The sequence below is a fragment of the Kitasatospora sp. NPDC086801 genome, assembly GCF_044745805.1.
Taxonomy (GTDB): domain Bacteria; phylum Actinomycetota; class Actinomycetes; order Streptomycetales; family Streptomycetaceae; genus Kitasatospora.
Genome location: NZ_JBIVAX010000018.1, coordinates 30,278 through 44,417 on the forward strand (window position 1 = coordinate 30,278; position 14,140 = coordinate 44,417).

The following is a 14,140-nucleotide window of genomic DNA, read 5'->3' on the forward strand; positions in this document are numbered from 1 at the left end:
TGGTGATGCGACGCGGCTCGCGGGGGTCCGGCGGCCGACACCCGGCACGGGTACGGGGTACGGGGTGTCGGCCGCCGGACGTCCGGGTCAGCCGGTCGGGCCGGTACCGGAGCCGCCTCGGCGGGCGGCGCGGCGCCGTTCGTGGTGCTGCCGGCGGTCGCCGCCGGCGGGCTGCGCGGTGTCGGGCCCGGCGGTGTCGGGTCCGGCCGTGTCCGAGGCGGGCTCGGGTGCTGATGCAGCCGGTACCGCCTGCGGCGCCGGGGCGCCGGCCGGCCGGTCCAGCAGCTCGGCCAGGTGACGGATGGTCGGCCGGTCGAACATCTCGACCACCGAGAGCTCCTGCCCGAAGTCCTCGGCGATCCGCCGCTGGACCCGGACCAGGTGGATGGAGTTGGCGCCGGCCTCGAAGAAGTTGGTGTCGACGCCGACCTCCGCCCCGTCCATCACCTCCCGCCACAGCTCGGTGAGCCGCTCCACCGCGCCGAGGGTGCCCGATCGGGGCGCAACCGGTTGCGGAGCCGCAGTGATCCGGGGTGCCGCCGGTGCCGCCGCGACGGCGGGGGCGGGGGTGACTACGACGGCGGGGGCGGGCACCGCGGCGCCCAGCCGGGCGAGCGCCGCCCGGTCGACCTTGCCGTTGGCGGACAGCGGCAGCGCCCCGACCGCCCGCACCTGCTGCGGAACCATGTAGCCGGGCAGCCGCTCGGCGAGCGCGTCGCGCAGCGCGGCCGTCCAGTCGGCACCGCCGTCGGGCTCCTCGGCGGCCGCGTTCAGCGGTCGGCCGCCGACGAGCGTGTGCAGCACGCGCTGGCCGTCCTCCAGCCGCAGCGCCTCGCGCAGCGGCTCCGGGAAGACGTCGCCGATCGGGCAGAGCGCCACCGCGCAGTCGGCGGCGCGGTGGCGCAGCAGCTGCGCCATCGCCCCGGCCTCCAACAGGCAGAAGCGGTCGGCGAGTTCGCCGTACACCGGGGCGATCGCGGCGGTCCGGGAGACCAGGAAGACGGCGAAGCCGGCCTGGTCGAGCAGCGGCCCGTTGGCCTCGCTGTAGAGCGCCCGGTCCAGCGCCCGCGCCGAGCCCGGTGCGCCGTCGAGGGCGACCAGCGCCGGCCCGGCCGGGTCGACGTAGTAGGTGCCGGCCGGCAGGCCCGCCACCTTGCCGGGGGCGACGGCCAGGTAGGTCTGCACCGGGTACAGGCCGCCGGCCGAGCCGTAGGCGTACCGGGGCACGCCGTCCTCGTCCTGGCGGGCGAGCACGGTCAGCAGCGCGTGCAGGTCGGCCAGCCGCACCGGGGCGTCGGCGAAACCGGTGGCGGCGCCGCGCAGGGCGGCGGCCCGGCGCAGGTCCAGGGTGTCGGTCGGCAGGGCGAAGGGCAGGACCTCACGGCCCGCCAGGTCGCCGCGGCGGCCGGGCTGGCGCAGGCGCGCCTCCAGCCGGCGGACCCGCTCGGCGTCCAGCGCCGGGGCCGCCGCAGGGGCGGGGGCGGGGGCCGGGGCCGGGGCGGCGGGCTGCGGCGGGGCGGCCTCGCGGACCACGAAGGCCGCGAGCCGGGCGTCGAGCCCGTTGCCCTCGACCAGCGCCGCCGCCTCCCGGACGCCGTCCATCCGGACCAGCGCCGATTCGATCTCGCCCAGCTCGATGCGCATGCCGCGCACCTTGACCTGGCAGTCCTCCCGGCCGAGGAACTCCAGCTCGCCGTCGGGCAGCAGCCGGGCCAGGTCGCCGGTGCGGTACAGGCGCTCCCCGGTGACCGGGTGGGTCGGGAACGCCCGGGCGGTGAGCTCGGGGGCGTTGCGGTACCCGACGGCCAGGCCCACGCCGGTGATGAACAGGGCGCCGGCGACGCCGACCGGGCGCGGTCGGAAGGCCTCGTCCAGGACGACCATGCCCTGGTTCCGCATCGGCCGCCCGTACGGGATGCTCGGGCGGCCCGGCTCGACCGCGCCGATCGGGTGCAGCACGGACCAGATCGACGCCTCGGTGGCGCCGCCCAGGCTGATCACCTCGGCCTTGGGCGACAGCGCGCGGACGTGGTCGGGCATGCCGACGGGGATCCAGTCGCCGCTGAGCATGACCAGGCGCAGCGACTCCAGGTCGGCGGCCGGGTTGCCGCCGGCGTACGCGAGCAGCATCTCCATCAGCGCGGGGACGGAGTTCCAGACGGTGACGCCGTGCTCGGCGACCAGCCGGGACCAGCGCGCGGGGTCGCGCTCCTCCCCGGGCCCGACCAGCACCAGCGCGGCGCCGGCGGCGAGGGTGCCGAACAGGTCGTACACCGAGAGGTCGAAGCCGAGCGAGGAGAGGCCGAGGACGCGGTCGGCGGGGCCGACCCGGAACCGGTCGTTGACGTCCACCACGGTGTTGAGCGCGCCGCGGTGGTCGATCATCACGCCCTTGGGGTCACCGGTGGAGCCCGAGGTGTAGATGACGTACGCGAGGTCCGCCGGGGTGGTGGGCGCCGGGGCCGGCTCGGCGCCGGCCGGGGCGGCCAGCGCCTGTTCGAAGCCCAGCAGGGTGACCCCGGCCGGCACCGCGCCGGCCGCGTCCCAGGACTCCCGGGCGAGCAGCGCGGTGGCGCCGGCGTGTTCGAGCGAGCGGGCGACGCGGGCGGCCGGCAGGCCGGCGTCCAGCGGCAGGTAGGCGCCGCCGGCCCGGATCACGCCGATCGCGGCCGCGACCTGCTCCCAGCCCCGGTCGGCGCGCACGCCGACCAGGTCGCCGGGGCCGACGCCGGCCCCGCGCAGCGCGTGGGCCACGGCGGCGGAGGCGCGCTCCAGTTCGCCGTAGGTCACGGTGCCGGTGGCGGAGACCACGGCGGTCCGCTCGGGGGCGGTGCGCGCCTGGGCGAGGAACGGCTCGTGCAGCAGCCCGTCGGGCCGCGGGCCCTCGGTGGCGTTGAGCGCGCGGTAGGCCTCGGCGTGGGCGTCGGGCAGGGCGGCCAGGTACGGGTCCGTCCAGGCGTCGGGCCGCTCGGCGAGGGCGGTGAGCAGGCCGGTGTAGGCCTCGAACATCGCGTCGAGCAGGCCCTCGGGGAAGAGCTCCTCGACGGCGTCCCAGGTCAGGCGCAGCCGGCCCTCGTCCTCGGAGATCTGGTGGTCCAGCCAGACCTGCGGGGTCTGGGTGATGGTGTGGGCGACCCGGGCGCCGAGCTCCCGCAGGACGCGGCTGCCGCCGACCTCGCCGGCGCCGAGCTCGCTGGTGAAGACGACCGGCATGGCGGCCTCGGCCACCCCGCGCCGGCGGGCCAGGTCGCCGCCGACCCGCACGCCGCTGACCAGCTGGTGGTCCAGGTCCTCCCAGAGCCGGTCCTGGAGCCGGCGGGCCCGCTCGGCGAAGGAGCCGGCCGTCGCGCCGTCCACCTCGAAGAGGCTGAGCGCGGTGAAGTCGCCGACCATGGCGGCTAGGTCGGGGTGGTCGCCGACGCGGTTGAACAGCGTCAGGTTGAGGGTGAAGCGGTCGGCCGCCGCCCAGGTGCCGAGCACGGTGGCGTAGGCGGCCAGGGCGAGCGCCGAGGGCGTGACCCGGCCGGCGGCGGCCCGGCTCTTCAGCCGCTCCCACAGCTCGGCGGGCAGGTGCGCCTCGCGGCGGTGGAACCTGGTCTGCGTCAGCTCCTCGGGACGCCGCGCCAGCGGCAGCGCGGGGGCGGGCGGCAGGGTCTCCAGGCGGCCGTGCCAGTAGTCGAGGTCGCGTTGCAGCGCGGGGCCCTCGCGGCGGGTCCGCTCGGCCAGCACGTAGTCGCGGAACGAGAGCTCCATCGGGCGCGGGTCGAGCGAGCCCTGGTAGATCGCCAGCAGCTCGCGCAGCAGGATCTGCACGCTGCCGCCGTCGGCGATCAGGGTGTCGATGCTCAGGTGCAGCCGGGCGTCGGTGCCCTCGGTCCGGCTGGCGTGCAGCTCGAACAGCGGCCAGGTGTCGGCGGGCAGCACCTGGTGCGACATCCGGGCGCGGGTCCCGGCGAGGGCGGCGGCCCGCTCGGGCTCCGGCAGGCCGCGCAGGTCCTCGACGGCCAGCCGGTACGCGGGCACCTCGGGCAGGATGCGCTGGGTGCCGTCCTCGGCGAAGACCAGGCGCAGCGCGTCGTGCCGCCGCACCAGGGCCTGCCAGGCGTCCTGGAGGCGCAGCGGGTCGACGTCGGCGACGTCCACTTCGAGGTAGAGGTGGCAGGCGATGTCGCCGCCGACGGCGCCGCTGCGGCCGATCCAGTACGCGCGCTGCACGTCCGTCAGCGGGAAGGGCTCGTGGCGGTGGGCCGGGTCGGGCAGCAGCTCGACCGGCTCGGCGGGCGCCGCGGTGGCCCCGCCCGCGCCCAGCGCGTCCACGGCCCGGGCGAGGGCGGCGACGGTCGGCGAGTCGAACAGCGTGCGCAGCGGCAGCTGGACGTCCAGGTCGCGGCGGATCCCGGCGACCATCCGGGCGGCCAGCAGGGAGTGGCCGCCGAGCTCGAAGAAGTCCTCCTCGGTGCCGACCTCGTCGAGCGTCAGGGCCTCGCGCCAGATCGCGGCGATCCGCTCCTCGGTCGGCGTGGCGGGCGCGGTGCGGTCGCGGCCGGCGGCGGGGACGGTCTCGGGGGCGGGCAGCGCCGTGCGGTCGACCTTGCCGTTGCTCGTGAGCGGCAGCGCGTCGAGCGGGATGAACCGGGACGGGATCAGGAAGCCCGGCAGCTGCCCGGCCAGGGCGGCCCGCAGCTCGGCCGGGGCGGGCGGCGCGGCCGGGTCCTCGGGCACCAGGTAGGCGGCCAGCGCGGCCCGGGCGGTGCCCAGGCCGTAGGCGGTGACGACGCACTGGCGGATGCCGGGCAGCGCGGTGAGCGCGGCCTCGACCTCGCCGGTCTCGATCCGGAAGCCGCGGATCTTGACCTGGTGGTCGTTGCGCGAGAGGTACTGGAGGCGGCCGTCGGGCAGGGTGCGGACGAGGTCGCCGGTGCGGTACAGCCGGGCGGCGGGGTCGGCCGAGCCCGGGCCGGCTGACTCGGAGCCGGCCGGCCCGGGGCTTGCCGAGGCGGGGTCGGTCGCCTCGGGGTCGGCGACGAAGCGTTCGTCGGTGAGCCGGGGCAGCCCGAGGTAGCCGGCCGTCACCCCGGCGCCGCCGATCAGGAGTTCGCCCGGCACGCCGACGGGCACCCGCCGCCCGTACGGGTCGAGGACGCGCACGGTGGTGCCGGGGATCGGGCGGCCGATGGTGACCACGTCCTCGGTCGGGTCGACCTCGGCGGTGGTGGACCAGACGGTGGTCTCGGTCGGCCCGTACAGGTTGCGGATCCGGCCGCCGAGGTGCGCGGCCAGCCGGCGCACCAGCTCGGCGTCGAGGGCCTCGCCGCCGAGCAGCAGCTGCCGCAGGCCGCGCAGGGCCTGCGGGTCGGCCTCGTCGAGCAGGGTGCGGGCCCGCGAGGGGGTGCACTGCAGGTGGGTGACGCCGTGGGCGCGCACCAGCGCCGTCAGCTCGGTGTCGGCCGCGACCGCGAGGGCGGCCGGGGCGGGGGCCGGTGCGGCGGCCGCGGTGCGGCGCAGCTCGGCCAGCCGGGGCAGGGCGGCCAGCGCGACGTCGGTGTCGACGCCGAAGTCGACCAGGCAGCCGATCTCGTCCACGCCGATCGCGGCCAGCCGGTGCACCAGCGGCAGGCACTCCTCGGCGGTGCCGATCAGCGCGCCATGGCCCAGGTAGCGGGCGCAGGCGTGGTCGAGCAGGGCCTCCTGGTCCTCCGCGGTGAAGTCGCTGCTGCGCACGTCCATGCCGAGGCTGCGGGCCAGGTTCTCGATCAGGCCGACCGAGCTGCGCAGGTAGTCGCGGAACGGCTGCCAGGCGTGCGCCCGGACGTCGGCGGCGTCCGCGCCGACGTAGCTGTGCAGCATCAGGGTCACGTGCGGCTCGCCCGGGTGGCCGGCCTCGTGCCAGGCCTCCCGGTAGAGGGCGATCTTCTCGCCGAGCTCCTCGACGCTCTGGCCCAGCAGGTGGGTCAGCAGCCGGGCGCCGACCCGGCCGGCCGTCCGGCAGGTCTCGGGGTTGCCCGAGGAGGTGAGCCAGTACGGCAGCTCGGCCTGGACGGGGCGGGGCAGCACCTGGACGTCGACGGTGCGGCCGCCGGGCCCCTCGAAGGGGAGCCGCTCGCCGCGCCACAGCCGGCGCACCTGCTCGATCCCGCTGACGGTGAGCGCCTGGCGGTCCTGGTAGGCGTCCTTGGCGAGGACGAAGTCGTCCGCGTGCCAGCCCGAGGCGAAGGAGAGCCCGACCCGCCCGCCGGACAGGTTGTCGACGACCGACCACTCCTCGGCCACCCGGACGGGGTGGTGCAGCGGCAGTACCACGCTGCCGGCCCGGATCCCGATCCGCTCGGTGGCCTGGGCGATCGCGGCGGCCAGCACCGAGGGGGCCGGGAACGGCCCGCCGAAGGCGTGGAAGTGCCGCTCGGGCAGCCAGACGGCGGAGAAGCCGTTGGCGTCGGCGAAGCGGGCGCCGTCCAGCAGCAGCCGGTACTGGTCGGGGCCGGGCTCGGCGCCGGCGGTGTCGCTGGCGAAGTAGAAGAGGCTGAACTCGGGGACGGCCGGGGCGCCCTGCGCGCCCTGCGCGGCCGGGGCGGGGGCCGCCGTCCCGGGGTCGGGGTTGACCACGACGCGGTGGCCCCGGCTGAGGGTCCAGAGCAGTTCCAGGACGGAGATGTCGAAGGAGACGCTGGTGACGGCCAGCCAGGTGGCGGGCTCCCCGTCGTCCGCCAGCACGCGGTCCATCGCCGCCAGGAAGGCGGTGAGGTTGCGGCGCAGCACGACGACGCCCTTGGGGCGGCCGGTCGAGCCGGAGGTGTGGATGACGTACGCGGGGGCGTCCGGGTCCACGGGTGCGGGTGCGGGTGCGGCGGCCCCGGCCCCGGCCCCGGCCCCGGCCCCGGCCCCGGCCTCGGACGCGGCCGGGGCGTCGAGGTCGAGCAGCGGGGCGCCGGCGGGCGCGGCGTCCCGGGTCGCGGCGTGCACCACGACCACGGCGGGCTCGGCGTCCTCGACCACGTGGCGCAGCCGGGCCGCCGGGTAGTCCGGGTCGAGCGGCAGGTAGGCGGCGCCGGCTCGGAGCACGGCGAGCATGGCGGCGGGCAGGTCGGTGCCGCGGCGCAGGCACAGGCCGACCCGGTCGCCGGGGCGCACCCCGGCGGCCTGGAGCCGGGCGAGCAACTCGTCGACCCGGGCGTCCAGTTCGGCGAAGGTGAGGGCCTGCTCCGGGCGGCCGCCGGGCAGCACGGCCTCGGCGTCCGGGCGGGTGCGCACGGCCTCGGCGAAGGCCGTCACGACGTCCGGCGTGTCCTCGGGCAGCGCTGCGCCCTCGCCGGCGGAGAGCAGCAGGGCCTGCTCGACGGGGGTGAGGGCGAGCAGTTCGGACAGCCGCAGGCCGGGATCGGCGGCGCCGCGGGCGAGCACCCGCTGGAGGGCCTCGGTCAGCGTGCGCACGGTGTCGTCGTCGAACAGGTCGCGGCTGAACTCGCAGACGCCTGCCGTGAGTTCGCCGTCGCGGGCGAGTTCCAGGCTCAGGTCGGTGCGGCACAGGCCGTTGTCCAGCTCGACCGGCTCGACCGTGACGCCGGGCAGGGCGATGTCGGGGGCGGGGACGTTGCGGTAGCCGAATTGCACCTGGTAGAGCGGGGCGTGGCTGAGGTCGCGGTCCGGGCGCAGCTCGCGGACCAGGCGCTCGAAGGGCACCTGGGCGTGGGCCAGCGCGCCGAGCGAGGTCTCCCTCACCCGGTCGAGCAGTTCGCCGAAGGTCGGGTCGCCGGAGAGGTCCGAGCGCAGCACCAGGCTGTTGACGAACATGCCGACGAGCCCGGCGAGTTCGGGCCGGTCGCGGCCCGCGGTGGGCACGCCGACCACGACGTCCTGCTGGCCGGAGTGGCGCATCAGGACGGCCTGCCAGGCGGCCAGCGTGACCATGAAGGGGGTGGCCCGGGCCGCCCGGGCCGCGCCCTCCACGGCCTCGGTGGTGGCGGCGTCCAGGGTGAAGTGCACCCGGCCGCCCCGGTGGCCGGGCACGGCCGGCCGGGGCCGGTCGGTGGTCAGCTCCAGGACGTGCGGGGCGCCCTCCAACCGCTCGCGCCAGTAGCCGAGCGGCTCGGCCAGCGCGGTGTCGGTGAGTTCGCGGCGCTGCCACTGCGCCCAGTCGGCGTACTGCACGGCGAGCGGCTCGGGGGCCGGGCCGCCCTCGCGGAAGGCCCGGTAGCGGGCGCAGAGCTCCTCCACCAGCACCGCGCGGGACCAGGCGTCGCCGACCAGGTGGTGGTTGACCACGACCAGCAGGGCGCGCTCGGGCGCGGAGCGGATCAGCAGGGCGCGCAGCAGCGGGCCGTGCTCCAGGTCGAACGGCAGGGCCGCCTCCCGCTCGGCCAGCGCGCGTTCCTCGGCCTCGCTCCAGCCGGCCTCGCTCCAGCCGGCCTCGCCGCCGGCCGGCTCGACCACCCGCAGCACCGGGGCGGTGCGCTCCAGCACCCGCTGCACCGGGCCGTCCTGGCCGGCGGCGATGACGGTGCGCAGCGCCTCGTGCCGCTCCACCAGGCCGGTCAGCGCGGCCTCCAGCGCGGCGACGTCCAGCGGGCCGCTCAGGCGCAGGCCCACGTACTCGTTGAACACCCCGAGCCCGGGGGTGAGCTGCTCCAGGAACCAGAGCCGCTCCTGGCCGAAGGACAGCGGCGCCGGCAGCGCCGGGTCGCGCGGCGGCACGGCGGGGGCGGTGGCGGCGGGGCCGGCCGTGGCGGCCGGGGTGGTGCCTGCGCGGCCCCGGGCGCGCGCCTCGAAGGCGGCGCGCTGCTCGGGGGTGAGCCGGGCGAGGCGGTCCTCGCGGCGGCCTGCGGGGTTGGTCACTGGTTCTCCAGGTCGGCGAGGATGCGGTCTTCGATCTCGGTGGCGAGGTCGGCGACGCGGCCGCCCTCGAAGAAGACCCGGGCGGGGACGTCGACCTCGAACTCGGCCCGCAGCCGGGCCGCGATCTGGGCGGCCAGCAGCGAGTGCCCGCCGAGCTCCAGGAAGTCGTCGTCCACCCCGACCCGGTCGAGGCCGAGCAGCTCGGCGTAGATCTCGGCCAGGCGCTCCTCGGTCGGGGTGGCCGGGGCGGTGTACGGCGTGGCGAGCTCGGGGCGGGGCAGGGCCGCCGTCCGGGGGGCCTCGGCGGCCGGGGCGGCGGAGGTGCGCAGCGTGCCGTCCGCGATCGCGGCGCCGGCCCGGGCCACCACGGCCCGTCCGGGCGGGCCCTCCAGCAGGGCGGCGAAGGCGCGGGCGCCCTGCTCGGGGGTGAGCGCGCCGGCCAGCATGTCGGCCTGGAAGGCCCGCAGGGCCTCGGGGACCTCGGCCCGGCTGGCCATGCCGACGCCGGCCCACATGTCCCAGTCGACGGCCACCGCGTGGCGCTCGCCGCGCGCGGCCTCGGCCTCCGCGACGGCGGCGAGGTAGGCGTTGGCGGCCGCGTAGTCGGCCTGGCCGTAGGTCGGGATCAGGGTGGCGAGCGAGGAGCAGAGCACCAGCACCTCGGCCTCCCCGGGCCGCAGCGCGGCGAGCAGGTGGCGCAGGCCGGCGGTCTTCGGGGCGAGGACCGTGCGCATGCTGTCGTCGGAGCGCAGCTCGATGGAGCCGCCGCCGGGCACGCCGGCCGCGTGGACGACGCCGTCGATCCGGCCGAAGGCCGAACGGGCCTGTTCCAGCGCCCGGTCCAGCGATTCGGCGTCGGTGACGTCGGCCTGGACGGCCAGCACCTCGGCGCCGCTCTCGCGCACTGCGGCGAGCGCGGCCTCGTCGGCGGCGCCGCGGCCGAGCAGGACGAGCCGGGCGGCGCCGACCCGGGCCAGGGCCCGGGCGAGGGTCAGGCCGATCCCGCCGAGGCCGCCGGTGAGCAGCCAGGTGCTGCCGGCCCGCACCCGGGCCGGGGCGGTCGGGACGGGGCGCTCGGCGGGCTCGACCACGCGGGTGAGCAGAGCGCCCTCGCGCAGGGCGAGCAGCCGGGCCGGGCCGGTGAGCACGGCGCGCACCACCGCGTCGGCGGCGGCCTCGTCGAGCGCGGCGCCGGCGGCGAGGTCGACCTGGGTGCAGCGCAGGTTGCGGTACTCCTCGCCGAGCACCTGGACGGGGCCGCTGAGCAGGGCCGCGGCGGGCCGGGGCTGCTCGCCGGGGGCGGCCGGGAAGGCCCCGGCGGTCACGACGCCGAGCCGGACCTCGTTCAGCACGCTCTCGGCGGACATCGCCCGGGCGAGGTGGACCAGGCCGAAGTAGCCGGCGGTCTCGTCCGGCGTCTCGTCCAGGCCCCAGGCGTACAGGACGGCGGTGGGCGTGCGGACCAGGCCGCGCAGGTCGGCCAGCAGCTTCGCGTACTGGGCCGGGTCGGCGGGGTCGAGCTCGTAGACGCCGCGGCGCACCCGGCGGTAGGCCGGGCCGGGCTGCACGGTGGTGACGATCTGGCCGCGCGCCGTCAGCAGATCCACCAGGGGCTGGGCGGCGGCGGCCCGGTCCAGCAGGACCAGCCAGGTCTGGCGGCGGCCGGCCAGCGGGTCGTCCCCGGGGGCCTCGGCGAGCGGGCGCCAGTTGACGGTCGCGTGGACGGCGTCCAGGTCCGCGGCGGGCAGCGCGGTGGCGGGCGCCCGGCCGGGGACGGCGGGCTCGATCCAATGCGGGAGCCGCTCGAAGGGGTAGCCGGGCAGGTCGGCGGGGCGGGCGTCGGCGTCGACGGGCTCCCAGTCGACGGCGGCGCCGTGCGCCCACAGGCTGCCGAGCGCGAGGACGGCGCTGCCGGGCTCGTCCTCGGCGCCGCGCCGCCCGCGGGTGGGCAGCGGCGGCAGGGCGAGCCGCGGCCCGGCGGTGCCCTCGGCGGCCGCGCGGGCCAGGTCGGTCAGCACGCTGCCGGGGCCGGTCTCCACCAGCACCATCCGCTCGTCGAGCGCCGCCAGGCGGGTGAGCCCGTCGTGGAAGCGCACCGGGGCGAGCATCTGGTGCACCCAGTAGCCGGGGTCGGTGGCCTGCTCCGGGGTGATCCAGTCGCCGGTGAGGTTGGACAGGAACGGCACGGTGGGCTCGTGCAGCGTGACCTTGGCGAGCTCGGCCGCGAACTGCTCGGCGGCGGGCGCGCACAGGGCGCTGTGGAACGCCCGCTCCACCGGCAGGCGCAGGGCGCGCAGGCCCCGCTCGCCCAGCTCGGCGGCGGCCCGGTCGACGGCCCCGGCACTACCGGACAGCACGGTGGCGCCCGGGCCGTTGACGGCGGCGAGGTCGAGGCCGTGCGCGGCGGCGAGGTCGCCCGCCGCCGCCTCGTCCAGCGGGACGGCCAGCATCGCGCCGGGCGCGGTCTGCTCCATCAGCCGGCCGCGGGCGGCGACCAGGGCGAGTGCCTCGGGCAGGTCGAGGACGCCGGAGAGCAGCGCCGCGGTGTACTCGCCCAGGCTGTGGCCCAGCAGCGCCGCCGGGCGCACGCCCCAGTGCCGCCACAGTGCGGCCGTGGCGTGGCCGACCGCCAGCACGGCGGGCTGGGTGACGGAGCTGCGGCGCAGCAGGTCGGCGTCGCCGCTGCGCAGCAGTTCGACCAGGTCGAGGCCCAGGTGCGGGCGCAGCAGCTCGGCGGCCTCGTCCAGGGCGGCCCGGAACACCGGGTGCGCCCGGTGCAGGCCCAGGGCCATGCCCGGGTACTGCGCGCCCTGGCCGGGCAGCAGGAAGGCGACGGGGGCGGCGCCCTGCCCGGCGCGGGCCCGGACCGACTCCCGGCGGCCGCCGCCGCGCAGCGCGGCCACCGCGGCGGCGGTGTCGTCCGCGACCACGACGCGGCGCTGGACGAGCTGGCGGCGGCCGGTGCGCAAGGTCCGGGCGACGTCGGCCAGCGGGCGGTCCGGGTGGGCGGCGAGGTCGTCGGCGAGCCGCTCGGCGGCGGCGTCCAGCGCGGCGGTGGTGCGGGCCGACAGCGGCAGGGCGACGGGGACGGCGCTCGGCGCGGCGGCCTCGCGCGGGGCCGGCTCGGGGGCCTGCTCCAGGATCACGTGCGCGTTGGTGCCGCCGATGCCGAAGGCGCTGACGGCGGCCCGGCGCGGGCCGTCGGCGACCGGCCAGTCGGTGAGGTCGGCCGGGACGAAGAACGGGCTGTCGGCGAGGCCGAGTTCGGGGTTGACGGCTTCGGCGTGCAGGCTCGCCGGGATCCGGCCGCCGCGCACCGTCAGGATGGCCTTGATCAGGCCGGTGACGCCGGCGGCGGTGTCCAGGTGGCCGAGGTTGGACTTGACCGAGCCCAGGCCGCACCAGCCGGTGGCGGACCTGTCGTCGGCGTCCTGCTCGGCGCGGAAGGCGGCGGTGAGCGCTTCGACCTCGATCGGGTCGCCGATCGGGGTGCCGGTGCCGTGCGCCTCGACGTAGCCGATGCTGTCCGGGGCGACGCCCGCGACGGACAGCGCCTCGCGGATCACGGCGGTCTGGCCGGCGACCCCGGGGGCGGTGTAACCCGCCTTGTGCGCACCGTCGTTGTTGACGGCCGAGCCGAGGATGACGGCGTGCACCCGGTCGCCGTCGGCGAGCGCGTCGGCGAGGCGCTTGAGCACCACGACGCCCGCGCCGTTGCCGAAGACCGTGCCGGCCGCCTCGGCGCCGAAGGGCCGGCAGTGCCCGTCCGGGGACTCGATGCCGCCGGGCACCGGCAGGTAGCCGGAGCGGTGCGGCACGGTGACGGTGACGCCGCCGGCGAGCGCGAGGTCGCACTCCTCGGACAGCAGGCTCTGCACCGCGAGGTGCACCGCGACCAGCGAGGTCGAGCAGGCGGTCTGCACGCTGACCGCCGGGCCGCGCAGGTTGAGCTTGTACGCGGCGCGGGGGGCCAGCTGGTCGGGCTGGTTGCCCTGGAAGAGCATCGGCACGCCGAGGGAGTCCCGCAGGTCGGTGCGCGGCAGCAGGTTGTGGATCAGGTAGGTGCTCAGCAGCGACCCGGCGTAGACCGCGATCGGCCCGGGCGCCCGGTCGGGGTCGCAGCCGGCGTCCTCCAGCGCCTCCCAGGCGCATTCGAGGAAGATCCGCTGCTGCGGGTCGATGACCGAGGCCTCCAGCGCGTTGTAGCCGAACAGCTGGGAGTCGAAGCCGGCGACGTCCGCCAGCACGCCCTTGGCGGCCACGTACCCGGGCTTGCCGGCCTCGCCGTCCGGCACCCCGGCGGCCCGCAGCTCCTCGGGACCGAACCGGCTGATCGCCTCCGTGCCGCAGGCCAGCAGCTCCCACAGCGCGTCGACGGAATCGGCTCCGGGGAAGCGGCCCGCGAGGCCGACGACGGCGACCCGGCCGTCGGTCTCGGCCGCGTCGGGAATGACCGGCTGTGCGTTCAAGGTGTTCTCCGTGGGTGAGGTGGGCTCCGCGCGCGGCGGGGCGGGCAGGACCGGGGACGCGGCCGGGGCTCAGACCGCCATGGGGTTCAGGACCGCCGTGCGGCTCAGACCGCCATGAGGTAGCGCTGGAAACGGGGCATCAGGAACTCCAGGGCCCGGACCTCGACGGGCGTCAGCTCCGGGTGCCAGACGTCCCAGAGCAGGACGGCGCGCTGCTGGGTGCCCTTGTTCCAGGCCTCGTGGATGAAGCTGTCGTCGAAGAGGATCACCTTGCCCTCCTCCCAGCCCCGCTCGTCGTCGCCGACCTTGATGGCGCAGCCGGGCGGGACGATCAGCGGCAGGTGCGCGGTCAGCAGCAGGTTCACGCCGCCGGTGTGCGGGGTGATGTGCACGCCGGGGTTGAGGACGGTGAACATGCCGTCGCGCGGCCCGTGCGGGGTCGCTGAGACGGCGGCGTGGGTCTCGGGGCAGCGCTCCAGGACCTCGTCCCGCCAGCTGCCGTTGCGGTACAGCTGGTAGGTGTCCCAGCCCTGCCAGCCGAGCTCCTTGGTGTAGAGGTCCTCGTACGGGGCGAAGCGGGCCTGCTCGGCGCGCAGCTCCAGGAACTCGGCCTTGATCCGGTCGTAGGCCTCCTCCACCCGGGCCACCCAGGGCAGTTCGGCGGTGTCGTGCCAGGGCAGGGCGCTGATCCCGGGGAAGAACAGCCGGGTCGGCTCCTGGTCGTCGTGCAGGTACTCCGGGGCCTGCTCGCCGGTGAGGATGCGCAGGCACTCCTCGACCCGCTCCAGCCCCTCGGTGCCGAGGATGCCGTGCAGCTCCGTCATCACGCCCTGAACGTCCAT

At 77.3% G+C, this 14,140-nt stretch carries 3 protein-coding genes; all 3 read right to left on the reverse strand.

Going from position 1 to position 14,140, the window contains the following annotated elements; all coding sequences use genetic code 11:
• Positions 1-87: 87 nt before the first annotated feature.
• The gene (locus ACIPLC_RS20130) at positions 88-8,829 is read right to left on the reverse strand and encodes an amino acid adenylation domain-containing protein (protein ID WP_400474354.1); all 8,742 of its coding nucleotides are present in this window, start codon (positions 8,827-8,829) and stop codon (positions 88-90) included.
• Positions 8,826-13,298, reverse strand: a complete 4,473-nt coding sequence (locus ACIPLC_RS20135) for an SDR family NAD(P)-dependent oxidoreductase (RefSeq protein WP_400474355.1) — start codon at positions 13,296-13,298, stop codon at positions 8,826-8,828. The genes ACIPLC_RS20130 and ACIPLC_RS20135 overlap by 4 nt, the downstream gene beginning before the upstream one ends.
• A gap of 104 nt (positions 13,299-13,402) precedes the next feature.
• Positions 13,403-14,140, reverse strand: a complete 738-nt coding sequence (locus tag ACIPLC_RS20140) for an aspartyl/asparaginyl beta-hydroxylase domain-containing protein (protein ID WP_400474356.1) — start codon at positions 14,138-14,140, stop codon at positions 13,403-13,405.